The organism is Acidobacteriaceae bacterium, assembly GCA_028283655.1.
Lineage (GTDB): Bacteria > Acidobacteriota > Terriglobia > Terriglobales > Acidobacteriaceae > Granulicella.
Genome location: JAPWKE010000003.1, coordinates 1134052 through 1157775, shown reverse-complemented (window position 1 = coordinate 1157775; position 23724 = coordinate 1134052). Strand labels below are relative to the sequence as shown.

At 58.8% G+C, this 23724-nt stretch carries 20 protein-coding genes; 12 read left to right on the top strand and 8 right to left on the bottom strand.

Features of this window, described 5'->3' with window-relative positions:
* Positions 1 to 21 precede the first annotated feature (21 nt).
* The gene (locus PW792_07735) at positions 22 to 1068 is read right to left on the bottom strand and encodes a M20/M25/M40 family metallo-hydrolase (GenBank protein ID MDE1161824.1); all 1047 of its coding nucleotides are present in this window, start codon (positions 1066 to 1068) and stop codon (positions 22 to 24) included.
* A gap of 42 nt (positions 1069 to 1110) precedes the next feature.
* On the opposite strand from PW792_07735, the gene PW792_07730 reads away from it, so the two are divergent.
* The gene (locus PW792_07730; GenBank protein MDE1161823.1) at positions 1111 to 1782 is read left to right on the top strand and encodes an alpha/beta hydrolase; all 672 of its coding nucleotides are present in this window, start codon (positions 1111 to 1113) and stop codon (positions 1780 to 1782) included.
* On the opposite strand, the gene PW792_07725 is transcribed toward PW792_07730, so the two are convergent.
* The 3 genes from PW792_07725 to PW792_07715 all read right to left on the bottom strand — a co-directional run bounded on the left by PW792_07725 (position 1707) and on the right by PW792_07715 (position 4837).
* The gene (locus PW792_07725) at positions 1707 to 2639 is read right to left on the bottom strand and encodes an alpha/beta hydrolase (protein ID MDE1161822.1); all 933 of its coding nucleotides are present in this window, start codon (positions 2637 to 2639) and stop codon (positions 1707 to 1709) included. The two genes, PW792_07730 and PW792_07725, sit on opposite strands and share 76 nt — an antisense overlap.
* A gap of 67 nt (positions 2640 to 2706) precedes the next feature.
* The gene (locus PW792_07720; GenBank protein ID MDE1161821.1) at positions 2707 to 3594 is read right to left on the bottom strand and encodes an alpha/beta hydrolase; all 888 of its coding nucleotides are present in this window, start codon (positions 3592 to 3594) and stop codon (positions 2707 to 2709) included.
* Entirely contained in the window at positions 3575 to 4837 is a 1263-nt protein-coding gene (locus PW792_07715; protein ID MDE1161820.1) for an acetylornithine transaminase, read from the bottom strand. Before PW792_07715 ends, PW792_07720 begins: the two co-directional genes overlap by 20 nt.
* A 261-nt stretch (positions 4838 to 5098) precedes the next feature.
* Here PW792_07715 and PW792_07710 point away from each other — a divergent pair, with 261 nt between their 5' ends.
* Entirely contained in the window at positions 5099 to 8158 is a 3060-nt protein-coding gene (locus PW792_07710; protein MDE1161819.1) for an ATP-binding protein, read from the top strand.
* On the top strand, positions 8151 to 9593 hold the full coding sequence (locus PW792_07705; protein MDE1161818.1) for a sigma-54 dependent transcriptional regulator: 1443 nt from the start codon (positions 8151 to 8153) through the stop codon (positions 9591 to 9593). The genes PW792_07710 and PW792_07705 overlap by 8 nt, the downstream gene beginning before the upstream one ends.
* A gap of 66 nt (positions 9594 to 9659) precedes the next feature.
* On the opposite strand, the gene PW792_07700 is transcribed toward PW792_07705, so the two are convergent.
* The gene (locus PW792_07700; protein ID MDE1161817.1) at positions 9660 to 11405 is read right to left on the bottom strand and encodes a CCA tRNA nucleotidyltransferase; all 1746 of its coding nucleotides are present in this window, start codon (positions 11403 to 11405) and stop codon (positions 9660 to 9662) included.
* A gap of 180 nt (positions 11406 to 11585) precedes the next feature.
* On the opposite strand from PW792_07700, the gene PW792_07695 reads away from it, so the two are divergent.
* Together PW792_07695 and lpxD are read left to right on the top strand one after the other, a co-directional pair.
* Complete coding sequence (locus PW792_07695) at positions 11586 to 12101, top strand: hypothetical protein (protein MDE1161816.1); 516 nt, start codon at positions 11586 to 11588, stop codon at positions 12099 to 12101.
* Between the two features lie 18 nt (positions 12102 to 12119).
* Complete coding sequence (gene lpxD / locus PW792_07690; protein MDE1161815.1) at positions 12120 to 13133, top strand: UDP-3-O-(3-hydroxymyristoyl)glucosamine N-acyltransferase; 1014 nt, start codon at positions 12120 to 12122, stop codon at positions 13131 to 13133.
* Here the strand turns inward: lpxD and PW792_07685 are convergent.
* Positions 13130 to 13288 carry a hypothetical protein gene (locus tag PW792_07685; protein MDE1161814.1) on the bottom strand — a complete coding sequence of 53 codons (159 nt, stop codon included), beginning with the start codon at positions 13286 to 13288 and terminating at the stop codon, positions 13130 to 13132. The genes lpxD and PW792_07685 overlap by 4 nt on opposite strands.
* Before the next feature lie 102 nt (positions 13289 to 13390).
* On the opposite strand from PW792_07685, the gene tmk reads away from it, so the two are divergent.
* From tmk to PW792_07665, 4 genes are all read left to right on the top strand, one after another.
* Positions 13391 to 14062 carry a dTMP kinase gene (tmk, locus tag PW792_07680; GenBank protein MDE1161813.1) on the top strand — a complete coding sequence of 224 codons (672 nt, stop codon included), beginning with the start codon at positions 13391 to 13393 and terminating at the stop codon, positions 14060 to 14062.
* 7 nt (positions 14063 to 14069) lie between these two features.
* Entirely contained in the window at positions 14070 to 15467 is a 1398-nt protein-coding gene (locus tag PW792_07675) for a cytochrome P450 (protein MDE1161812.1), read from the top strand.
* Positions 15468 to 15506: 39 nt separating this feature from the next.
* A complete protein-coding gene (locus tag PW792_07670; protein MDE1161811.1) occupies positions 15507 to 16634 on the top strand; it encodes a DNA polymerase III subunit delta' in 1128 nt (375 codons plus the stop codon).
* A 127-nt stretch (positions 16635 to 16761) separates the two neighbouring features.
* Positions 16762 to 17136, top strand: coding sequence for an RNA chaperone Hfq (locus PW792_07665; GenBank protein ID MDE1161810.1), 375 nt, complete (start codon positions 16762 to 16764; stop codon positions 17134 to 17136).
* Between the two features lie 24 nt (positions 17137 to 17160).
* On the opposite strand, the gene PW792_07660 is transcribed toward PW792_07665, so the two are convergent.
* Positions 17161 to 18165 (bottom strand): L-threonylcarbamoyladenylate synthase, encoded by a 1005-nt coding sequence (locus tag PW792_07660; protein MDE1161809.1) that lies wholly within the window; start codon positions 18163 to 18165, stop codon positions 17161 to 17163.
* A 47-nt stretch (positions 18166 to 18212) separates the two neighbouring features.
* On the opposite strand from PW792_07660, the gene PW792_07655 reads away from it, so the two are divergent.
* Positions 18213 to 18800: a class IV adenylate cyclase gene (locus PW792_07655; protein MDE1161808.1), complete on the top strand. Its 588-nt coding sequence runs from the start codon at positions 18213 to 18215 to the stop codon at positions 18798 to 18800.
* 273 nt (positions 18801 to 19073) lie between these two features.
* On the opposite strand, the gene PW792_07650 is transcribed toward PW792_07655, so the two are convergent.
* Positions 19074 to 20048: a TonB family protein gene (locus PW792_07650; GenBank protein MDE1161807.1), complete on the bottom strand. Its 975-nt coding sequence runs from the start codon at positions 20046 to 20048 to the stop codon at positions 19074 to 19076.
* A 275-nt stretch (positions 20049 to 20323) separates the two neighbouring features.
* Between PW792_07650 and ileS the strand changes: the two genes are divergently transcribed.
* On the top strand, positions 20324 to 23197 hold the full coding sequence (ileS, locus tag PW792_07645; GenBank protein ID MDE1161806.1) for an isoleucine--tRNA ligase: 2874 nt from the start codon (positions 20324 to 20326) through the stop codon (positions 23195 to 23197).
* Entirely contained in the window at positions 23197 to 23706 is a 510-nt protein-coding gene (gene lspA, locus PW792_07640; GenBank protein ID MDE1161805.1) for a signal peptidase II, read from the top strand. The genes ileS and lspA overlap by 1 nt, the downstream gene beginning before the upstream one ends.
* The last annotated feature ends 18 nt before the right edge of the window (positions 23707 to 23724 follow it).

Below are 23724 nucleotides of genomic sequence, written 5' to 3'. Positions count from 1 at the left end.
GAGGTCACAACCTGAAACGACTCAAGCCGACAGCAACTGCTTGGCCAGCTTGACGTACAACTCCACGCAGTCCAGGATGTCCTGCTTCAGGATCATCTCGTCCGGCGTATGAGCGACGTGAATCGTGCCGGGGCCAAGCAGGAACGGCTCGCCCCAGTTCGTGAGGGACGGGATGTCCGTGGTGTACTTCGCCACCATCGTGTTGAAGCCATCCAGCGCACGCATCTGCACGAACGGAAGCTCAAGCGAGAACTCCACCTCGCAAAGCCCTTTGCAGGCGGCAAGAATTGCCTTGCGAATCGGCTCGCTGGGGCCAACCAGACGCACCAGCAGATGAGCTTCGGCCTTGTCGGCGATGACGTTGGGGGCGCGGCCACCGGCGAGAAGGCCAACGTTGAGCGTTGTGTCTCCGATGCCTTCCACCACCGGCAGTTCAAGCGCCTGAATCTTTGCAAGAGCCTCGACCAGTTTGTCGATAGCAGAGTCACCCAACTCCGGGTAGGCCGAGTGCGCCGCCTTGCCGTGCGCGTAGAGCTCGACGCGGAGGCACCCCTTCGAAGCCAGAGCCAGCTTGTTCTCCGTCGGCTCGCCATTAATGAGGAAGCGAGAAGAACGCACTGGCTGCTCGTTCGCCACCTTGGCTCCGGCAGAGTCGCGCTCTTCCCCAACAACAAACAGCATCGCTACCGGAAGTCCTTCGGCAGAGAGCCGTTCGGCAGCCGCTACCTGTGCGGCCAGAATGCCCTTGGCATCGCAAACGCCACGGCCGAAGAGGTGGGTTGCGTCTTCGCGGCAGGGGCCGAGGAACGGAGGCACTGTATCGAAGTGTGTCGAGAAGAAAAGCTGTGGTTCGATGCCCGGCTTCGTCGCGATGACGTTGAAGCGATGCCCCTCACACGCGCCGGGAGTTCCAGCCCGCTCTGGCTGCGAGACGGGTTGCCGCGCGACACTCCAGCCGCGACCTGCGAGGTACTCGGCGAGGAACTCTCCGCAAGCACCTTCGTTGTAGGTAGTGGATTCGATATCGACAAGCTGCTTCGTCAGAGCGATGGGGTTGAGGTCTGTCATGCGGCTTCAGGATACCCGAGGCACAACGTATTCTTGTGTGGAATGAGTGGTCAAGTACGAACTATCGAAGATCTGCGTGGACCAGCGGGCAGGCTGGAAGCTCTGCTGAACACTGGTGCGGCCGATGCTCCCTACGTTGCGCTGGTAGCGCATCCGCACCCGCTGGGTGGCGGAACGATGCACAACAAGGTCGTTTATCACGCGGCGAAGGTCTTCAGCGGCTTCGGCTTGCCGGTGCTGCGCTTCAACTACCGCGGGGTGGGGTTGAGCGAAGGTGTCCATGACGGGCGCGCAGAGATGGACGACATCCGTGCGGCTCTCGATTGGTTGGAACACGAGTTCCAGAAACCGATCCTCTTCGCAGGTTTTTCCTTTGGAGCCAATCTTGGCCTGCGTGTCTGCTGCGGAGATGCCCGGGTCAAAGGGATTGTCGGCCTGGGGCTTCCTGTCGAAGCAGACGGGAGGAAGTATGAGTACAGCTTTCTACCGGGTTGCGGCAACGTGCCGAAGCTCTTCGTCATCGGCGCGGACGATCCGTTTGCTCCGCAGGCTGCGCTCACCAGCGCGCTGGAAGTTTCGCCGCCTCCCACGCGAACAGTATGGGTAAAGGGCGCGGACCACTTCTTTGCAGGAACGACTCAGTCGCCGACGTCGAAGCTGGGCGTCATGAGCGAAACGATGCGGCTGTGGCTGGCAGGGACGTTCGGGCTGTAGTCGAGGTCCAGAGTCGGTAGACGGTCAAGGAACGCAGACAGGTGCTGGGCGATGCTCTCCGGGCACTCCTCTGCGGGACGGTGGCCGATACCGGGCAGAATCCGGAGTTGCGATGAAGCAAAGTGCTTGCGCAACGGAGCTGCCGAAGTGTGCGGAACGGCACGGTCGCTGTCTCCCCAGAGGATGAGGGTCGGCTGCCGGACACCGCCGCTCAGCGAACGCTGCAGGCCCTTCATGTCCTGATGCCAGGAGCGCAAGAGCCTTAGAAGGTGACGAATCGTGCCCGGTGTGCGGAGATTGTCGCGATAGGGGCGCAGGCGTTCGCTGGTATCGATGTTGCGAGGGCCCGCCATGCGGCGCAGCCCGATCATCTGCATCCACTTTGGAAACCACGGCAGAGAGTAGGCAAAGAGCCGTCCCGGCAAGGTCAGGTAGAAGCGAATCAGCGGATCGCCTTCATTGAAGTACGGGTGTGCGGGAGCGAGCAGGACCAGCGAACCGACTCTCCCGGGCGCGGCCTGTGCCAGTGTCAGGGCGACCGTGCCGCCGTGTGAGTGACCGATCACGCAGGCCTGCTGGATGTTGAGCTCTGCCAGAACGTTGCGGACGGTTTGCGAGGTGGCCCGGAGCGTCGCGTCAAGGCCTTCGCGGCGCTCCGACTCCCCGGCCCCCGGAAAATCCAACGCCACAATGTGCTGATCCGGCGGAAGCTCCGCAAGCAGAGGGCGAAAGGTGTCCGCACACCCCATCAGGCCATGTAGCAGGACGTACGTCGGCTTGCCCGGAGCTGCAGTTCCCTGTTCGAGGAACGACAGACTCAGGCCGTCGACGACGATTTGGCGGCGGATAGGCTGCATGAAAGATGGAGGCGCGCGTGGCGTGCTTCTTCCATTTTAGCGGCGGATAAATTCATCGAATGTTAATTTATCCGGTGAATTGGTCCAAGAACTCCTGTACCAATCTGGCGGCTTGCCTGGGGGCCTCTTCGTTTGTGACATGGCTCACGCCCGGAAGCACGACAAGTCTTGCGTTCTGGAAGCATTCAAGAAGAGGCTTTGCGCTGCGGACAGGAACGACAAAATCTCTAGCTCCCCAAAGAAGAAGCACCGGTGTGTCGTGCCCGCCCTTCAGCAAGTCGTTCCGCAAAGCCTGCATACTTTCCTTCCAGCTCTTCAACATATGCAAGACGTCTTCTATGGTTCCAGAAGTTCTGAGCGAATCGAGATAAGGACGAAGTCGCGCAGCGTCGAACCCCTTCCTGTTGCCGGGTGCCGCTTTCCATGCAAGCAGGCAAAGCCTGGAGGGAATTCGTGGAAGGACGCCAGCCACGGCACGGCCGAGTGGACTGAGAAAGAAACGGACAACGAGCCGTTCCCTGCCAGAAAACGGATTGGCCGCATTCATCAGAACAGCGGCACGCATGATTGCGGGTTCATCTATCAACGCACGCAGCGTCAATGCGCCCCCGTAGGAGTGCCCCAGCCAGATTGCCTTCGTGAGCCCCTGCTCCCGTGCAAACTCACGGAGCAGAAGAGCATTGCCATGAAAACCATCATGCGCACGGCCAAATCGGGAAGAGGAGCCATTGCCTGGCAGATCTATCGCAACAACATGCTGGTCCGGCTCCAACTCCTTCACAAAGCTGGTAAATGCTTCGCTGGCAGCAAGCACTCCATGAATGATGAAGAGAGACGCTTGGCGGGCATCAGGTTTCCCCCACTCGCAGAAAGACAAACGAACGCCGCGGACAAGGGTCTCGCGGCGTTCGAATTGGGGTGATTCGGGCAAAACGTTAGGAGGAGGCGTGGGCAAGCTCTTGCTCGTAGAGTGTTGTCCGCGATGTTCCTGTGTTGAGCAGATCGTGCAACATGTCGACGGCAAAGTCGACGTGTTCGCACTCCAGCAAGTACGACGGCAAGAAGCGCAGGACGTTGCCCTGCACCACATTCAGCATCAGACCGCGGCTTAGAGCTTCCTCGGCGATCGGACGAGCGGGCTGCGTGAGCTGAAGTCCGAGCAGAAGACCTCGACCACGAGCTTCGACGCCGAAAGGAGAAGCTGTAGCAAGCTGCTTGAGGTTCTCCAGCAGATATGCCCCGGTCTCCTGAACCTTGGCCAGCAAGCCTTCGTCCTCAATGATGTGGCAGAACTCCAGGCCGAGTCGGCAAGCCAACGGGCTGCCTCCGAGGGTCGAGCCGTGCTTCGCCATTCCGAAAGAGTGGAACAACTTCTCGTTCACGAGGATCGCTGAGAGAGGCAAGCCACCGCCGAGCGGCTTCCCGAGGATGAGAATGTCGGGCTTTACGCCGGACTCTGCGGAAGCAAACCAGGCTCCGCAACGGCCAAGACCACACTGAATCTCATCGAGGATGAGCAGAGCGTCGTTCTCATCAGCCAGCTTGCGGGCTTCTGCGATGAACTCCCCGGAGATTTCAAAGACGCCACCTTCGCCGAGTATTGGCTCCATCAGGATGGCCGCGGTGTTTTCATCGACGGCTGCACGCAGAGCAGCCATGTCTTCACGCTCGACGAACGTGACATGCGGCAGGCCCGGGCCAAAGTCGATGCGGTATTTGTCCTGCCCGGTGACGGAGAGCGAGCCGTAGGTGCGGCCGTGGTAGCTGTTCTTCAACGCCACGATGCCATGCTTGGCGGCTCCGCCCGAGAGCTGTCGGGCGTGAGTGCGGGCAAGCTTCAGCGCGCCTTCCACGGCTTCAGAACCGCCGGTGGAGTAAAAAACGCCCTTCATCCCCGCTCGCGAGCAGAGTTCTTCTGCCAACTCACCGGCGTAGGGGGTCGCATACTGCGGGGAAAGGTGGACGATCTTAGCCGCCTGATCGGCGGTAGCGGCGACCATACGCGGATGGGCGTGTCCTAGAGCGTTTACTCCCAGGCCAGCCATCATGTCGAGGTAACGGTTCCCCGACGTGTCGTACAAATACACACCCTCGCCGCGGTCCATGACCACGGGATAACGCGCATATACGGGGAGCGTTCTCTCCGCATCGCGCGCCAGAATACTCTGCGCCTCGGCGTCCTGCCGGAAATCGAACATAATTCTTTCAGGATGGCCGTTCCATGCGCACGGGTCAAGAGCTATAGGCGATTAGAATGAAGCTAGAAGCAGTGATGAATCAAGATGGAAACAGGTGGGATAATCCGCGCCTGATTCAGTTTTCCATAAGGCACTTCGGTTTTCTGTATACCTAAGTTACTGAAGACGTTGAATTTCCTCACTGTAACCATGTCGAAACTTTGGCATTCAAGTTGCACCGTAATTTGGTGAGAACGTTTGAGGCGGCGCTTCCGATCTATTGTGAAAAGCGGATCGCAAACCCGGTTGCTGGCAATTCTGCTCGCAGTGCTTACACTCGCTGCGATGGCTCTCGGTGTCGCAAACCTGATGCAGGAGGCGGCATTTAACCCGCCCACCGACGGCATCCGCTGGTCCGAGGTGAACGGCGGGCTGAAAGCCTATATCGTTCCCGCGGACACTCCGGGAGCTCGCGCAGGTATCAAGCAGGGCGACATTCTCACGGCCGTTACCGGGGCCAATCTCCAGACGAACGATGGCATCCATTGGTCTGAGGCAGACAACAATCTGAAGGGTTTCACCCCTTCAACCGACCCATCCACACCCCACAACGGCATCAAGCAGGGGCCACTTCCCGCAGTAAGCAGTGTCAGGGTGAAGCGAATTGCTTCGCTGGAACGCCAGATGGAAGCCATCGGCACCTGGCAGCATGCGACCTACACGATTGAGCGTGAGACCTCGTCGCACCGCATGGCGAGCCTCGACATTGGGCTGATTCTGGAGCCAGCAGACCGGACGGATTATCAGGTAATGCGCCTGATCGCTCTGGTCTACCTGGCGATCGGCTTGTATGTGCTGTTCCGGCGCTGGGGAGCGCCAAAATCGACCCACTTCTTCATCTTCTGCCTGACGTCGTTCGTCCTTTATGCTTTCCGCTACACCAGCGTGCTGGATGGACTCGATCAGACGATTTTCTGGTTGAATGTTGCGGCGTTTGCTCTGCAACCAGCCCTGTTTCTGCACTTCGCCGTAACGTTTGAAGGCGAAGCTACGCGCCGGGAGCTTCGAGGAATCGGTGCTCTGCTGTATCTGCCCGGAGCTATCCTTATTGTGCTTCGCGCGCTTTCGCTACGGGTTTGGTCGCCCACGGAGCGGTTGCAGCATCGTCTTGATCAGATTGATTATGCGTATCTCGCGGGCTATTACGTTCTTGCCGCAGTTATTTTCTACGTGCGGTATCGCCGGGAAAACAAGCCGCTGGAACGGCAGCAACTGAAGTGGTTGACCCGTGGAACACTGCTTACAGTGGGGCCATTTACGGCGTTCTATGTGATTCCCTTCCTCGCGGACTGGAATACACCTGCCACTCTGACGAAGATCGCCATCCTCAGCCTGATCCTGCTACCACTGACCTTCTCGTGGGCTATTGTGCGCTATCGCCTGATGGATGTGGACCTGATCTTCAAGCGGGGCGTTACCTATACCCTGGCTACGGCCGCGCTTGTCGGGCTTTACTTTGCCGTCATCGCCGTGACGGCAGAGGTCGTTCATACGAGCCTGCCGAGCCTTCGCGCATGGGGCCTGGTGGCTGCGGTCATCATTGCCGGGCTGCTCTTCGATCCGCTGAAGCGAATGATTCAGGGGCGTGTCGACAGACTCTTCGATCAGAAGCAGTTCGACTACCGAGAGACACTGATCGACTTCGGCAAAGAGTTGAACGCGCAGACGGATCTGCGACCGCTGGTTGAAGCGATCGTCGAGCGACTGCCGCAGACGATGCTTCTGACACGCGTTGCGGTCTTTCTGGCGAACGAAACGACGCACGGATACAGTCTGGTTGCGTCGCATGGTCTGGCGGAGTCCGTGCGTGCAGGAAAGCTCGACCTAGGCTTTCTCGACTTCCATCGCAACGGCGAAGACTCCCATATTTACTTCGAAAGTCCGCACGCCCTGCTGCGTTTGCCTGATGCGCAGCGTGAGACGGCGGCGGCACTCGATCTGAACTACTACGTTCCTTGTCGCGCAGCCAGGCATGAAGGCGGCGGCAAATCGACCGTTGCGGTACTGGGGCTCGGACGTACCGGACAAGGTGACTTCCTAAGCTCGGAAGACATGGTGCTGCTGGAATCGCTGGCTGGATACATCGGCATAGCTATTCAGAATGCGCTGCTGTACGAACGTCTATCCCGCAAGGCGCTGGAGTTCGAGCGACTGCGCGACTTCAACGAAAACATCGTCGAGTCGATCAATATCGGCGTCTTCGCACTCGATCTGGAAGACCGTGTCGAAAGCTGGAACGCTCAGATGGAGGTCATGTACGCCACTCCGCGCGCGGATGCTCTCCGCAAAACGCTGGGTGAAGTCTTCCCCGCCGAGTTTGTTCAAGAGTTCGATCGTGTTCGTTCGGAACAGGGAGTTGTAACACTCTACAAGTTCCGTCTTCCAACTCCCGCAGGCGATGCTCGCACGGCCAACATTACCGTCGCACCGTTGCTGAACAAAGATTTTGATGCGGTGGGTCGCATTATTCTCGTGGACGACATTACCGACCGCGTGAACATGGAAGCTCAGCTTTCGCAGTCTGAAAAGCTTTCCTCGATCGGTCTGCTCGCTGCGGGTGTGGCACATGAAGTGAATACCCCGCTGGCAGTCATCAGCTCGTACGCGCAGATGCTCGGCAAGCAGTTGCGTGCAGACGAAGCCAGCCAGGCTCGCCTGCAACCGGTGCTCGACAAGATCATTCAGCAGACGTTCCGTGCCAGTGAGATCGCCAATGGCCTATTGAACTTCTCGCGAATGGGCTCGGTTGATTTCTCTCGCACCGACGTCAATGCTGTTGTGCGAGACACGGTGTTGCTGCTTGAGCACCAGATGCGTTCCGGCGGCGTCGCGCTCACGACCGAACTTGCCGATGACCTGCCACCCATCATGGGCAATCGTGGCAAGCTGCAGCAGGTGCTTGTGAATCTCGTGCTGAATGCGAAGGACGCGTTGCAGGACAAAGGCTCCGGGCAGGTGAAAATTCTGACTCGGCGCAATGACGTTGGAGCGGAGATCTACGTCGAAGACAATGGGGGCGGAATGCCGCCTGAGGTCATCGCCCGTATCTATGACCCGTTCTTCACGACGAAGGCAAACCCCAAGGAAGGCCAGCGCAAAGGAACTGGCCTCGGACTCTCTGTTACCTACGGCATTGTGCAAGAGCACGCCGGGGTGATTGAAGTGAACAGCACCGTGGGAGAAGGCACCATCTTCCGATTGGAATTTCCGGCCGAATCGGCCGATGGACGCGGGCGCAAATCGGCGCTTGCCAAGCAGGAAGGATCCGAAGTAAATGTATAGCAGCGCAACGCCTACAGCGCGTGAAACTGGCCGCTCCTCTGGTTCCAGCAATAAGCAGCAACGCATTCTGATCATCGACGACGAAGCCGGTATCCGCGACTCTTTGGACACACTGCTGGGCCTGGAAGGCTTCTCGGTGGAGATGGCAGCCGATGGCCCCAGCGGCCTCGATCTGCTCACCCGTCATGCTTTTGATCTGCTTCTGCTTGACCTGTCCTTGCCAGGAGAAAGCGGCATCGACTTGCTGCCGCGCATCAAGTCCCTTGTCCCGGAGCTGCCAATCATCATGATCACGGCGTACGGCACGGTGGGCAACGTCGTCGATGCAATGAACGCTGGCGCGGCAAACTTCATCCAGAAGCCGTGGGACAACGAGAAGCTGCTCGCCGACATTCGCACAGCGATTGGCCGCCATCAGGCAGAGCAGGAGGTTGTGCAGCTCAAACGCACGCTCCGCCAGCGGTCGAGCTTTGACAACATCGTCGGCAAGAGCGAGGTGATGCAGCAGCTCTTCGATACGGTTTCTCAGGTCGCTCCCTCCCGCTCCACGGTGCTGATTCAAGGAGAAAGCGGTACGGGCAAGGAGTTGATCGCACGCGCGATTCACTCGAACTCGCCGCGTCGCGACAAGCCGTTCATCCCCGTCAATACAGGTGCTGTTCCCAGCGATCTGCTCGAATCCACCCTCTTTGGACACGAACGCGGAGCCTTTACTTCGGCCGTAGCTTCGAAGAAGGGGCTCTTCGAAGTAGCCGATCAGGGGACGCTATTCCTGGATGAAATCGGCACCATGACAATGGATATGCAGGCGAAGATCCTCCGTGTTCTACAGGACCGCCGCTTTATGCGTCTGGGTGGAACGCAGGAGATGCAGGTCGACGTGCGCATCCTTGCAGCGACAAACGTACCGCTAATGCAAGCGGTGAAGGAAGGCCGCTTCCGCGAAGATTTGTTCTATCGATTGAACGTGATTTCGCTGGAGCTTCCACCGCTGCGCAGCCGTAAGGTCGATATCCCGCTGCTGGCGAACCACTATCTGAAGTTTTATGCGAACGAAAATGGCTTCGATACACCGGACCTGACCGCGGATGCGCTGCGTGTGATGATGGACTATGACTGGCCGGGCAACGTGCGCGAGTTGGAGAACGCCATGGAGCGTAGCGTTGTTCTTGCAACGGGCCCGTCGATTGGAGCGGACCTGCTGCCAGGCCAGTTGCGAGGCACGACTTACTCCACAGCGATGCTCGAGCAGCGTACGGATGCTTCCCTCTTCGATGTGATGGAAGATATCGAACGTCGCATCATTGCAGACCGCCTGGAACGCTGCAACTGGAACCAGACGGAGGCCGCGGAGTACTTCCGGATTCCTCTCTCCACGTTGAACCAGAAGATCAAGCGGCTCAGCATCGAAGTGAAGAAGCGCGGGCGCGATTAGTTTTCCGGACCACAAACAGAAATGGCGACCACCGAAGTGGTCGCCATTTCTTTGTTTATCGAGTCACTAACGCTTCTTGGCGACTTTCTTTGCTGCCTTTACGGGAGCCTTCTTCGCCACCGGCTTTGCAGGGGCCGCCTTCTTGGCTACGGGCTTCGCCGCAGCTTTGACGACTGTTGCCGGAGCTTTCTTGGCTGGAGCTGCCACCTTCTTCGCGACAGGCTTCTTTGCCGCAGGAACCGCAGCTTTTTTCGTAGGAACAACGGGCTGCTTGGCGGCAGGTTTGGCTGGAGCCACTACCTTGGCCGGAGCCGCAACCTTCTTGGCAACGGCAGCAACCTTTGCTGGAGCCTTCTCCGGCTTAGCAGCAGCCTTGGTCGGCTTAGAAGTTTCTGAAGCAGCCGCTTCAGGAGCCAAGGACTCTTCCGTTGCATCCTGATCAGACTCTGCAACCGCGACTACAACCCGACTGGCCTTCTTCTTGGAGGGCTTCGTCTCGCGCTTTACAGGGCGGCGGCGAAGGTTGACCGGAGGAGGCGCGGGCGGCGAGTACGGCTCAAGGAACGCCTTGATAGCTTCAGGGGTCTCAAGCTGAGCGTCCATGATGGCAAAGAAGAGCTTGTCCATGAGCTCCGCGTAAGCGGGAAGGTCAGGCGTGATGCGCATCTCCTGCATGGTTGCGTAGGGGATGCGACTCTTTGCGGCTGGCCAGTCGCTGAAGAAGGCCTTGAAACGGGCTTGAACAGGGGCAGACTTTGAGCCGTAGGCCAGAGCCAGAAGGTGTTCTGGAACTGCGGCATAGAGCATCTTCCAGGCTGCGGACGGAACCGCTGCGGCCTTACCGGAGAACTCCACACCGAACGCCTTGGCTTCATTTTCCAACGCGTCAATCTGGTCGGCAAAACCGGTGCGGGCAAACGACTTCTTGATCGCGTCTGCTTCCTTCGCGGTGAGTTTCGCCGTCAGCAGTGGGAAGTATGCGGCAGACGGGTCAGGGAAAATGCCTGCAACCTGCAGCTGGCCAAGGATGTCGCGGAGCTTGTTGAGCTCTACTTCGTTCACCTTGGCGGCGGTCCAGTTCAGAGCCAAAACCTTCATCCAACCATCTGCCTCAAGGCGGCGCAGAATGCGGACAGGATCTTCCTCGTGGACGATCTCTTCGGTTTCGTAGCCAGCCAGCCAGGGCGACAGAGCTGCGATGTAGTTCTCTTCCTTGCCGGTTTCGTAGCGCTGCTGGGTCTTCTCTTCCAGGTGCCAGCCAAGGCGGCCCGAAAGACGAGCGGCGCGGATCATGCGAACGGGATCTTCGATGAAGCCGTAGTTCGAAACAAGGCGGAGCTCCATGTTTTCGATGTCTGCAACGCCGTTGAGCGGATCCATCAGGAGCCCGTAAGAGCCCTCGTTCAGCGAGATCGCCATGGCGTTCGCCGTAAAGTCGCGACGACGGAGGTCATCGAGGATGGCTGCCGGCTTGTAGACCGGCTTGCCGGGTTTGGGGTAGCTCACGGAGAGCGTGGAACCCACTTCCAGACGTACTCCGCCCGGAGCCGAAAAGAAAAGACTCTGGGTGAGTTCATGCTCGCCGGTCAGGGTGAAACCGGCTTTCTGGAAGTCCTTCTTCAGCTTGAGCGCATTGCCCTGGACAGCGAAGTCCAGATCGCGAATGGAGAAGCCTGCGGTCAGATCGCGGACGGTGCCCCCGACAAGAAAAACAGTGTTTGCACGCGTCCGCGCAACCTCGCGAACGACGTTCAAGGCAGCGAATTGTGCAGGAGTCAGGCGGTTTGCCAGCAGGTAGATGTAATCGGCCATATCTTTCGGATCAGGACTCTTTCCGTTGCGGCTGATGGTTCTGAGGGCCGTGCTAAGTCGCTAAAAAGAAACGACTTAAAAAGTGATACTATACGGCACGCACCTAGAGACTATACGCGATTTGCACTATTTTGGCTACATATTTAGCGGTTTCGTCGCAGGGCATGACAAAATTCGTCCGTGGCCTCCAGACAGAAAAAAGCGATTGTGCGCTCACTAAACGGCGAGTTGTGGTGGGGATACCTGCCAGCCAGCGGCTTTGTCAGCGATGGAATCGTTCAGCTGATGGAGGTGGACGGGCGAGTTAGATCGCTTGCTGTCAGCACGATAGGGTCGATTGCTTATGTGAAGGATTTCAATCTTGACGATCCCGTTGAACCGGAGCGAATGGGACGACGGAGTTTTCAGACCCGGCCACGGACGAGCGGTCTGTGGATCCGATTAGGTCTGAAAAATGCGGATCCGCTTGAAGGTTTGACAGAGTTTGATCTTGGCTCGCTGGATTCGATTGTGGCCGATGGTGGGGTCACGATTACGCCTCCAGAACTCCGAGGGAATGTGGTGAGGTATTTTGTGCCTCGCCATCAATTGCTCGCGATGGATGTGCTCGGGTGGGTGTCTGCCGGGGTCAAACTCGCCAAACCGACGTCTCGCAAGCTGCCACCGGAGGAGCAGCCGGGGCTTTTCGAGGAGTAAGGCGATAAAATCGCCTCCATGAAACTGGTGGAACTGGCAGAAGCGTTAGGAGCGGAACTTGTCCCGGCCGAGGCGGGCGAGCGGGAGATTTCCGGTGTGGCAGGTATTGAGGCCGCCGGGGTGGCGGAACTGACGTTTGTCGCCAACCCCAAGTACGCCGCGCTGGCCCGCACGACTGCCGCAGGCGCGATTGTGGTGGAGCCTGGATTCCCTTCCACCGAAGCACCTACGCTAAGGATTGCCAACCCATACCTCGCCTTTGCACGAGCCATTGAGCTTTTTGCACCAGCGCCGATGTACGCCGAGAGCGTGCACCCGACGGCCGTGGTTCACCCCACAGCTACGGTCGGTGCTCGAGCGCATCTGGGGGCGTATGTGGTGATTGGGGAACATTGCGTGGTGGGTGACGATGCGGTGATTTTGCCTCACGTCGTTCTCTACCCAGGCGTCCGAGTGGGAGACAGGTTCTTTGCCCATGCTCATGCTGTCGTGCGTGAGAGTTGCACGCTGGGCGACGATGTCGTTCTGCAGAACGGAGCTATCATCGGGGCCGACGGCTTTGGCTTTGCCAAGACCACCGAAGGCTGGAGAAAGATTTTGCAAAGCGGCCCTGCGGTGCTCGAAGACCGAGTTGAGGTTCAGGCGAACGCCTGCATCGATCGAGCAAGTATTGGTGAAACGCGCATCAAATCCGGAGCGAAGATCGACAACCTCGTGCAGGTCGGACATGGCTCGACAGTGGGCGAAAATACCTTGCTCTGTGCTCAGGTCGGACTTGCCGGGTCGACAACCGTAGGGAAAAACGTGATTCTTGCTGGCCAGGTGGGCGTGGCAGGACATCTCACCGTTGGCGATGGAGCCATTGCCACGGCGCAAACGGGAATCCCCGGGGATGTTGCGCCAGGCGCGGTTGTCAGCGGATATCCCGCGATGGACAACCGCGCCTGGCTGCGAACCGTTGCAGCCGTCAACCGGCTTCCAGAGTTGTTGCGAAAGCTGAAATCGAAAGCGGAGCCGACGAAGTCCAGCTAACGAATCATGTTGGCGGGTTCTCCGTTGTGCCCTGTTGGCGGCGTGTTCGGAGTTCCCTTCATCCCGGCGCGGCGGCGGTTATTGGCGGTATAGGCCACGATGGCAAAACCGATTGCCAGAACAAAAAAGAAACCAAGCAGTAAGAACGTAATCATTGTTTCCTCCCTTTGGCTGGACCGTTGCGATCGTTCTTGCGGCGGAGCGCCTCACGTCAGTTTGTAGGATGCTGATTGCTCGCGTGAAGTAGACTCGGTGCGATGCCCAAGGGATTTTTTGTCACATTTGAAGGCCTGGATGGTTCCGGCAAAACGACGCAACTTCGCCGTTTGCAGGCTGCGCTAGAGGCCGCTGGCCGTCATGTTGTCACGACTCGCCAGCCGGGCGGTACGCCGCTGGGAGACCGTATTCGCGAGGTGCTGGTCAGCACCCGCAGTGATGCCGAGTTCGGCGGCATTGCTCCGCTTGCCGAGATGGCATTAATGTTTGCCGACCGTGCGCAAAGCCTGCAGCAGGTGATTTTGCCTGCGTTGGCGGAAGGATCGGTGATCCTTTGCGATCGGTATACGGACTCTTCGGAGGCTTACCAGGGAGCAGGGCGCGAGCTTGGCGCAGAAAAGGTGCTGGCGATGCACGCGGCCGTTTGCGGAGACGTCTGGCCGTCGTTGACGATCCTTTTGCTGCCACCTCTGGATGCGTCCCTGGCGCGGGCACGACGCCGGAACGAACGCAACTCTCGCCTGAAGGGCGAAGATGAAGGCCGCTTCGAACGCGAAGGCGAGCCGTTCTATCGCCGCGTTTACGGTCAGTATGAAACGATTGCGGCACGCGAACCACAGCGAGTGTTTGCCGTACGCGATGAAGCTTCGATTGAGTTTATTGCGGCGAAAATCCTTGCAGAGACGCAGCAGAGGCTAGCCGCATCGAAGTAACAACGCTATGGCAAACAAGAGCGATTACGTAGAGGCGCGACAGGAGGGCGAGTACTTTCTTCCGCCTGGGCTTCGGCAATCTTTGTACCTGTACGCGCGGCGCGCGTGGGTGCGCTTTGGAAAGCCCATTCCTCTCTTTGAGCATCTGCATAAGACCTTTGGCCCAATCGCGCAGTATCGCTTTTTCGGCAACCTGATCGTCTTCGTCAACGAACCGGAGTGGATCCAACAGATTCTTGTGGATCAGGCTCCCTCGTTCATTAAAGAGCGGACGCTGAAGCGGATGAAGATTCTGCTGGGCGAGGGTTTAATCACTAGCGATGACCCGATCCATATGCGGCAACGTCGCATTGCGGCTCCGGCGTTCCATCGCCAGCGCATTGTCGGATACGCTGACGAGATTGTTGCGAACGCGCGTGAGACGCGTGAGGGCTGGCAGCCGGGGGCAGAGATCGACGCTAACGCTGAGATGATGCGGCTGAGTCTGAAGATCATTGCTCGGACACTGTTCGATACGGAAGTAACTCCTGAAGTACTCAGCGTGGCCGATGAGGTGAACTCCATCATGGAGATTTACAACCTGTTGGTTGCGCTGCCGAAGCTGGAGAGCTATCTGCACTGGCCGCTGCCGTACCTGTCTCGTTTTCGCCGCTCGCGGCAGCGTTTGAATCGCATTGTGGAGTCTATGATCGCCAGCCGCAGGAGCCTGAGCCGCGAAGAGCTGGAGCAGCGGCACGACCTGCTTTCGATGCTGGTGGCTTCGCGCGATGAAGGCGATGGAACGGGCATGAGCGATGAGCAGTTGCGCGATGAGACGCTCACGATCTTCCTTGCCGGCTATGAGACGGTGGCGAATGCCCTGACCTGGACGCTCTATCTGCTGAGCGAGAATCCTGAGGCACGGACGCGCATGGAAGCGGAGATTGACGGCGCTCTGGGAGATCGGAACGCAACATTGTCAGACTACGAGCGACTCCCGTACACGGAGCAGGTCTTTGCAGAGTCGATGCGGCTTTATCCGCCTGCCTGGGCAATGGGGCGACGTTCGACGAAGCCGGTGCAGCTTGGGCCGTATCGGATTCCGGCAGGAGCGCACTTCTTCTTCAGCCAGTACGTGATGCACCGCTCGGAAGAGTTCTGGGAGGCCCCGCTGGAGTTTCGTCCGGAGCGTCATACGGCCGAAGCGAAGGCAAGCCGACCAAGGTTTGTGTACTTCCCTTTTGGCGGCGGCAGGCGGCAGTGCATCGGCGAGAACTTTGCGTGGATGGAAGGCGTCTTGTCGCTGGCAACGCTGCTTCAGCGGCGGCGGCTGGAGTTCGTGCCGCGCTTCCCCGTCGAGGCGCAGGCGAAGATTACGCTGAGGCCACGCTTTCCGATGATGATGCGGGTTGAGGAGCGAGGCTAAGCCACGCATCAACAGGCACGGTTACGATAGCCTCACTGTATGGCATTTCCGGCGACATTTGCGGAGTTTCTTGGCAACACGAGTACGGTGGAGAGTCTGCGCGCGTCAATCGCGGCGGGGCGCTTTCCTCATTCGCTGATCCTGGCGGGCCCACGCGGTGCTGGCAAGTACACGTTGGCTCTCATGCTGACGATGGCGCTGGAGTGCCAGAAGAAGCCCCGTGAGGTTGCAGCGGATGGCCGCGAGTTAGCCGCATTCTGTGGGGTTTGCGCGAACTGTACGCGGATCGCAGCCAGCGCGTCGCTGGAAGAGAAAGTCGCCGAGGCTGTTGCTGCTCGCGAAGACATGCGCGAGACGGACAAGAAAGAGACGCGCGTGCTGGTGCAGACGCATCCGGATGTGCTGGTGATTCCGCCCGATCCGCCACAGTTGCTGGTCAAGCTAGGGCAGATTCGCACGATGATTCAGCGTGCGGCGTATCTCCCCGTGGAAGCGCCTGCTAAAGTCTTCCTGATTACGTCGTCGGCGTTCATGAAAGAAGCGGCGAACTCGCTGCTGAAGCTGCTCGAAGAGCCACCTGCTTACGCCCACCTGATTCTTCTGGCGGAGAACCTCGGCGAGTTGCTGCCGACGATCCGCTCGCGCTGCGGGGTGGCGCGCCTGGGCTCATTGCCCGCTGAAGAAATCTCTGCCCTGCTGCAACAACAGGCAGCGGGTTCGGCCAAGGAGCGTGAGCTGATCGCCCGGCTGAGCGAAGGAGCCGTGGGGCGTGCGCTCTCGTTCAATCTGCCGGCGTATGTTGCGGCTCGCAACGATGCTTTGCTGCTGCTGCGTACGGTGGAGCGTTCCGGCGAGCATACGGCGTTGTTCAAATCGACGGAGACGTACCGTGCCGGTGCGGAGGGACAGGAGAAGACGGTTGCCCTGCTCCGAGCACTGGCGAGCGTGCTTGAGGACATTTTGCTCACACAGGCTGGAGCAGCCGAGCGAGTTCGAAATGTGGACGTTCGAGCCGACCTGGAACGCATGGCCTCCACTTTTTCCTTCGCCTGGCTGGAGCGCGCGGTTCGGGGACTGGATGCAGTGCAAAGCGGCATGAGACGTAACTTGTTGCGTGGATTGAGCTTGGACGCATTTACGATGGAGATGGAAGAGTCGTCCGTTTAGGTGGTTTTAGGCAGAAACCTTCTGCCCTGTGATAGCGTCATTGCATCTAACAAACAACTTGTTCCGCAGCGGTTTGTTTTCCATGCGCGTGTTTTCGACGCGCGTGCTGTTCTCTTGAGGTGATTGCGTGGCTACACAGAAGTCAGATTCGGACGCGTTCAACGGAACGCGCAAACTCGTTCGACCATCCCTTGCAGGGCTGAACCGTCGTCGCGATCCGCAGCAGGGCGAAGACCCACTGTCACACGCGATGCTCTCGGAGCAGCACGGCGTGCCCGAAAGCTCCCATGCGGAAGTTTTCTACTTCCAAAAGCAGATTCAGCAGCAAACGGAGATGACCGTTGTGCTGGAAGATGGCGAAGAGATCCACGGCGTGATCCAGTGGTTCGACAAGTGCGCGATCAAGCTGCGCGTCGGTCGCCAGCGCGTGATGATCTACAAGAGCTGCATCAAGTACCTCTACAAGGGCTCTGAGGCCCAGCAGCAGACGGTGATGAAGTAGCCGCAGCTATTTCTCCCTTCTTGGCTACTTCTCTTTTGCTGCCTTCAGCAGACGATCACGCAGCGCATCACGAACGCCTCCCGGTGGCGGGATCGGAACGACGATCTCTTCCACATTCAGGGCGTCCAACTCACGCAGACCAGCGAAGAGCCTTTGCGCCAGCGTTTCAGGCTCATCCCATGGCCCCCACGCAAAGATAGTGGCTTCAGCAGAAGCCTGCCAGCCCTCGGGTAGCAGGACGCCTCCGCCGGTGGCGATGATCTGCCCTTGTGCAGCGTTTTCAAGCAACCTGACGCGAGCGTTCGGTGCGTAGTGACGAATCCCTACGCCGGGCGAAGGTAGCGATTCCGGCGTTGACGCGTTGACTGGCGGCTCAAACACAACGACGGGCACACCACTAACCTCTTCAATCTGCTGGGCGGTGATGGCTCCGGGGCGATAGAGCACCATGGGGGTCTGGGTGGGGTCAAGAACAGTTGATTCCACGCCGACACTGGTCGGACCACCGTCCAGCACCGCATCGATGCGGCCGTCGAGGTCGGCGAGCACGTGCGCCGCAGTGGTGGGGCTGGTGTGGCCGAAGGTGTTTGCGCTGGGTGCGGCAATCGGCACCCCCGCGTGCTCGATCAGGAAGCGAATATTGTTCAACGCAGGCACGCGGACGCCAACGAGCGGGCGTCCGGCGGTGACTGCGTCAGGGATAGCGGCTTTGCGCGGTAGAAGCAGCGTCAGCGGGCCGGGCCAGAAACGCAGCACCAGGCGGGCGATTCGACGCTTGAACTCCTCGGGGACTTCTGCGACCTGCTTCAACTGCGCCACCGTTCCGAGGTGGACGATGAGCGGATCCCAGGCCGGGCGCTGCTTGGCTTCGAAAATACTTTGTACAGCCTCGGTATTCAGAGCGTTTGCGCCCAATCCGTAGACGGTTTCCGTCGGAAACGCTACCAGCAGGCCCCGGCGCAGCATCTCAGCGGCACGAAGCAGGTCGGCAGGGTTGTTTGCATCGAGTTTCAGTGTGGTCGTAGACATCTTCGATTCCATCGTAGCGGACGGCGGCCTAGGCATATACTCGGCGCATGCAGGCTGCAGAAATTGAGCTGAAGTTTACGGTCGCTGACGTTACGGGGTTCGCCGCTAAAGCCGAATCTGCTGGATTCACCTTAGTTACGCCGCGCTTGTTCGAAAGCAATACGCTGTACGACACGCCCGACCGGACACTGCGGCACCGCACGGAGTTACTCCGCATACGACAGTATGGAGAACGTTGTACGCTGACGCACAAACGTGTGCCGGACCACGTCGATCCTGCTTCCCGCTTCAAAACCCGCGTTGAGACAGAGACGATTGTGAGCGATGGAGAGGCCCTGGCCGAGGTGTTTACGCGTCTCGGGTACGGCCCTGTCTTCCGCTACGAAAAGTACCGTACCGAGTGGGACGCCGAGGATGGGCACCTTGTGCTGGATGAGACGCCGATCGGCGTCTGGGCCGAGCTTGAGGGGCGTCCCGAGTGGATTGAGGCGATGCTGGAACGGCTGCACGTGGACAACGATGCCTGCTCTACGTCCAGCTATGGATCGCTCTTTCTTGCCTGGAAGAAAGAGACAGGAAGCCCCGCAGAAAATCTCACCTTCGATGAGATTGGTATGGCAACCGTCGGCAGCTAGGAAAAGTTTCTCAAGTACAGGAAGCGAACGCCGATAAGGGGAGCATGTCCGCTTCCAATGTCATTCCGTTCCCTTCGTTTCGCGCTGGAGTCGTTTGCACACGGATGGAACGTGGTGGCAACGTCGTTCTTTTTCCGGGGAATTCCGGGCTTCATGAACGCCGCAGGTGGTGGCAGGTTTGGCTCTTGCGCCGGATCAGCAGGAAGAAGTAAGCACCTATGGAGAAAGCCCGCCGATGACGGCGGGCTCTTTTTTACGGAATTCCTGATTCTGCTAGAAAATCTGGAAGTTCACTTCGATCGACAGTTGAACTTTGACAGGCTTTCCGTCCTTGGTTGCCGGGCGAAATTTGTACTGCTTCACAGCTTCGACAGCTTTTGCGCCAAGGCCCATGCCGACATCACGAATAACGTGGACGTTCTGCGGGTGTCCCTGTTCGTCGATGATGAGGCCGACGAGGACGTTCCCCGAGAACTTAGCCTTGCGGGCTTCTTCCGAGAATTCGGGATCGACCTGGAAGGTAAGCACTGGGGCACGAACGGAGCCACCGATACGGTAAACGCCGCCTCCCATGTTGCCGCCCGAACCGGGACCGATGCCGGAGCCATTGCCTGAACCGATACCGGTTCCCGAACCGTTGCCGAGCGAGAAGCCCTTCAGGTTCGAGTTCGGTGCGCCGAGGTCAGGCAGCTTGCTGTCTGCCAGCTTCAGATTTGGCTGAACCACCACGGTAGGCTCAACGGCGAGCTTGGGAGCTTCCGTCGGAGGAGCCTTCGGCGGCATGATCTGCTTGGTATCCAGCTTCGGCAGATGGCCCTGAGTGACCGGAGTGGGGCCCTTCTGGCCGCCGCCGCCGCCCATCTGTGTGGCCTTGGGAGGCGCCGGAGGTGGTGGTGGAGGCGGAGCAATCAACTGCGTAACCTGCGGAGGAATCGGCGCGGCCAGCTGTACATGCTTGCGGACAAGAATGATGAACAGCAGGATAAGCAGCGCGTAGAACGTAATCGAAGCCGCGAGCGACTGCTTGCTCATCTTCGTGCGCATGCGGTCCGGAACCGCGATGGGCTTGGACTCCAGCACGAGCGGCGGAAGCTTTTCCGGGAAGAATGCGTCGCGGAGGTTCGAAATGAGCGAGGCAAACGGGCCACTCTCCTTTACCTCAGAAAGCGTAGGAGCTTGGCTGACAGCGTGCGTGGGAGGCGCCGGTTGGCTCGGATTCAGTTCGGGCGGGAGTAGATCTTGAGGCATCTGGAGTTTGGGAGAACTCTTTCCTATCTCGTCTGCGGCTGGCTACCCGAAGGCAACTCGCGGTTGTGGGAACAATTCTACAAACTATCGGAGTCTTTCGCTGCGACTCGCCTACATGAGGAGATTAGACGCTAATACCCATGTGGATGTTTCGTCTCGGTGGAGAACCCCTGCAGATACCGCCTGCTCACCCTTACAATAAGGGTTTGGCTGCCTTCTCCGGCGCATAAGCTCCGGAGTATCCCGCTCAACGGCAGCCAGTTTGAGGATGAGGAATGGCTGCAACAGACGCACCGAAGAAGCTGAAAGACACCCTGAACCTGCCGAAGACGGATTTTGCCATGAAGGCAAACCTTCCGCAGAATGAACCGGCCCGACTGGCCGGATGGGACGAATCCGGTCTCTATGAGCAGATTCGCGCCGCCCGCGCGGGCTCGCCGAAGTACATCCTCCACGATGGCCCGCCGTACGCCAACGGCGCGATTCACCTTGGCCATGCGCTGAACAAGTGCATCAAGGACTTCGTGGTAAAGACTAAGACGATGGGTGGCTTTGACGCACCGTACGTCCCCGGCTGGGACTGCCACGGCCTGCCGATTGAGATCAAGGTGGACGAAAAGCTCGGCGGCAAAAAGCTTGAGATGGACCCCGTCGAGGTTCGCCAGGCGTGCCGCGAGTATGCCGGAAAGTTTGTCGATCTACAGCGCACGCAGTTCAAGCGCCTTGGCGTCTTTGGTCGCTGGAACGATCCGTACAAGACGATGAACTTTGGCTACGAAGCCAAGATTCTCGAGACGTTCTACGGCTTCTACGAAAAAGGTTTCGTCTACAAGGGTCTGAAGCCGGTCTACTGGTGCTCGCATGACCGTACGGCACTGGCGGAAGCCGAGGTTGAGTACGAACAGCACATCTCGCCCAGTGTGTATGTGCGCTATCAGTTGACGTCTCCGGCAGAAAACATTGCAGTGGAGCTTCGCGGCAAGCGCGTCTGGACGATCATCTGGACGACGACGCCGTGGACGTTGCCTGCGTCGCTTGCCATCGCGTTCAATCCTGAAGTGACGTATGTCGCGCTGGAAGATGGCGAAGACGTGTACATTGTCGCAGAGGCTCTGGTTGAGCAGGTTCGTGCAGCTTGCGGGCTGATCGGCGCCCTCAAGACGGCATCCTCCATTGCATCGTTCCTCGGCTCACAGCTTGACCGCGTGACCTTCCAGCATCCTTTCCTCGAACGCGAAGTGCTTGGTGTGAACGCCGATTATGTGACGACCGAGCAAGGTACAGGCGCTGTCCACACGGCTCCGGCGCATGGCCCGGACGATTTTGCGACAGGTGTTCGCTATGACCTGCGGCTTACCTGCGATGTCGATCCGCAAGGCAAGCTACGCAACGGCCTGCCTGAGTACGATGGCCTCTTCGTTCATAAGGCCAACACACCGATCATCGAGTTGCTGAAGACGCGCGAAGCCCTGATGGGCGAGCAGAAGATCGAGCACTCCTACCCGCATTGCTGGCGTTGCCACAAGCCACTGATCTTCCGTGCTACTGAGCAGTGGTTCATCCGCATGGAGACCCCGATACTTTCGCCGAAGGGCAACGGTACGTTCCGAGAGCGCGCACTGGCTGAGATTCAGCGTGTAGCGTGGGACCCGAGCTGGGGCGAAGAACGCATCTCCAATATGATTGCGACGCGCCCGGACTGGTGCATCTCGCGCCAGCGTATCTGGGGCGTGCCCATCGCAGTCTTCCTTTGCGAGAAGTGCCACGAGCCACTGAACAATGAGGCCATCAACAAGAGCGTTGTCGACATCTTTGCTGTAGAGGGTGCGGACGCCTGGTATAAGCGAGACGTCTCCATGCTGCTACCTGCGGGTTCGGCTTGCGCGAACTGCGGCGGCGAGCACTTCCGCAAAGAGATGGACATCCTCGACGTCTGGTTTGAGTCTGGTGCAAGCTGGCATGCGGTGCTGGAAGTTGAACCGGAGCTGAGCTTCCCTGCCGATCTGTACACCGAAGGCGGCGATCAGCATCGCGGATGGTTCCATTCGTCCCTGCTTGCCTCCGTTGGACTCAAGGACCAGGCGCCGTATCGCATGGTGGCTACGAGCGGATGGACGCTCGATGAGCAAGGCCGCGCGTTCTCGAAGTCGCTGGGCAACGGCGTTGATCCTGTCGATGTAGCGAACCGTCTTGGTGCTGAAATTGTTCGTCTGTGGGTCGCTTCTGTCGACTTCCGCGAAGACGTTGCAGCCAGCGAAAACCTGATGGCACGCGTGAGCGAGAATTATCGCAAGCTGCGCAACACACTGCGCTTCCTGCTCTCGAACCTCGACGGCTTTGTGCCTGCCGAGCACGCTGTGCCGTGGAGCATGATGCAGCCGCTCGACCAATACATTCTTGCTCGTACGGCTGAGCTGGACGTCACGATTCGCAAGGCTTACGACGAGTTCGAGTTCCATCGTGCATATCAGGCGTTGAATGCGTTTACGAATACAGATCTCTCCGCGCTCTACGCTGACGTGGTGAAAGACCGTTTGTACACGCTTGCGCCGAATGATCCTGCGCGTCGTTCTGCCCAGACCGCGATGTGGCGCATTGCGGAAGCGGTCACGCGTTTGATTGCGCCGATCCTCAGCTTCACTGCCGATGAAGTGTGGCAGTTCCTGCCGCCTGTTGCGGGGCGCGAGAAGAGTGTTCATCTTGCACTCTTCCCTGATCTTGCCGACATCGTTCCGGGAGATATTTCACGGATCGAAGCGGATTGGGAGAAGCTCTTCACGGTCCGCACGCTGGTCAACATCGAACTGGAGGCGCTGCGTAATTCGAAGACGATTGGCAAGGCTCTGGAAGCGAGCATTCGCGTGATAGCCAGCGAAGGTTCCGATGAGGCGATCGTGCTCGCGCGATACGAGAGCTCACTTGCGGAGTTCTTCAACGTCTCACAGGCAAGCGTTCAGGTGGTTGGTGCAAGCAAGGATGCCGCTGCGGTGCTAATCGAAGCGACACTGGCAGAAGGCTCCAAGTGCGGGCGCTGCTGGCGCGTTGTGCCGGACGTTGGTCTAGACGCACGCTGGCCTGAAGTTTGTTCGCGGTGCTCAGAAGCACTTGACTCTATCGGTTTCACGTTCAGCAACGGAGAGGCAGCATAATGACGCTTCGTGGATCTCTGCGCGATGCGCGTTGGGCTTGTTTTTTAATTGCCGCACTGACCATTCTGGCTGATCGCTGGTCGAAGCTTTGGGTGGTTCACCACCTCAAGCCCGGCTCAGCGATTCCGGTCATTCCGCATGTCTTCCGCATCACGCACGTGCTGAACTTCGGCGCAGCCTTCAGCATGTTTGCCGAGTCAGCATCGCCCACCATGGTTCGCAACATGCTGGTAGCGTTCTCTGCGATCGCCTGTGTTGTCGTGTTCGTGCTGATCTGGATGTGGGGCAAGCGGCTTACGCTTACCTCCTTCTCGCTGGCGCTGATTCTCGGCGGAGCGGTTGGAAATCTCTACGACCGCATTCGCTTGTCCTATGTTGTGGACTTTCTTGAGGTCCACATCGGGACGTATCACTGGCCGGACTTCAACATTGCAGACTCTGCAATCGTGATTGGTGCCTGCCTGCTTCTGCTTGAAACATTGCTTCCACAAAAGGGCTCACGCTCTTAACCTGCTCGACCTCTCGGG

What these genes read in the sequence shown, in the direction of transcription:
- PW792_07735 (MDE1161824.1), bottom strand. Translation starts at nt 1,068, where the DNA reads ATGACAGACCTCAACCCCATCGCTCTGACGAAGCAGCTTGTCGATATC.
- PW792_07730 (MDE1161823.1), top strand. Translation starts at nt 1,111, where the DNA reads ATGAGTGGTCAAGTACGAACTATCGAAGATCTGCGTGGACCAGCGGGC.
- PW792_07725 (MDE1161822.1), bottom strand. Translation starts at nt 2,639, where the DNA reads ATGCAGCCTATCCGCCGCCAAATCGTCGTCGACGGCCTGAGTCTGTCG.
- PW792_07715 (MDE1161820.1), bottom strand. Translation starts at nt 4,837, where the DNA reads ATGTTCGATTTCCGGCAGGACGCCGAGGCGCAGAGTATTCTGGCGCGC.
- PW792_07705 (MDE1161818.1), top strand. Translation starts at nt 8,151, where the DNA reads ATGTATAGCAGCGCAACGCCTACAGCGCGTGAAACTGGCCGCTCCTCT.
- PW792_07700 (MDE1161817.1), bottom strand. Translation starts at nt 11,405, where the DNA reads ATGGCCGATTACATCTACCTGCTGGCAAACCGCCTGACTCCTGCACAA.
- lpxD (MDE1161815.1), top strand. Translation starts at nt 12,120, where the DNA reads ATGAAACTGGTGGAACTGGCAGAAGCGTTAGGAGCGGAACTTGTCCCG.
- PW792_07685 (MDE1161814.1), bottom strand. Translation starts at nt 13,288, where the DNA reads ATGATTACGTTCTTACTGCTTGGTTTCTTTTTTGTTCTGGCAATCGGT.
- tmk (MDE1161813.1), top strand. Translation starts at nt 13,391, where the DNA reads ATGCCCAAGGGATTTTTTGTCACATTTGAAGGCCTGGATGGTTCCGGC.
- PW792_07675 (MDE1161812.1), top strand. Translation starts at nt 14,070, where the DNA reads ATGGCAAACAAGAGCGATTACGTAGAGGCGCGACAGGAGGGCGAGTAC.
- PW792_07670 (MDE1161811.1), top strand. Translation starts at nt 15,507, where the DNA reads ATGGCATTTCCGGCGACATTTGCGGAGTTTCTTGGCAACACGAGTACG.
- PW792_07660 (MDE1161809.1), bottom strand. Translation starts at nt 18,165, where the DNA reads ATGTCTACGACCACACTGAAACTCGATGCAAACAACCCTGCCGACCTG.
- PW792_07655 (MDE1161808.1), top strand. Translation starts at nt 18,213, where the DNA reads ATGCAGGCTGCAGAAATTGAGCTGAAGTTTACGGTCGCTGACGTTACG.
- PW792_07650 (MDE1161807.1), bottom strand. Translation starts at nt 20,048, where the DNA reads ATGCCTCAAGATCTACTCCCGCCCGAACTGAATCCGAGCCAACCGGCG.
- ileS (MDE1161806.1), top strand. Translation starts at nt 20,324, where the DNA reads ATGGCTGCAACAGACGCACCGAAGAAGCTGAAAGACACCCTGAACCTG.
- lspA (MDE1161805.1), top strand. Translation starts at nt 23,197, where the DNA reads ATGACGCTTCGTGGATCTCTGCGCGATGCGCGTTGGGCTTGTTTTTTA.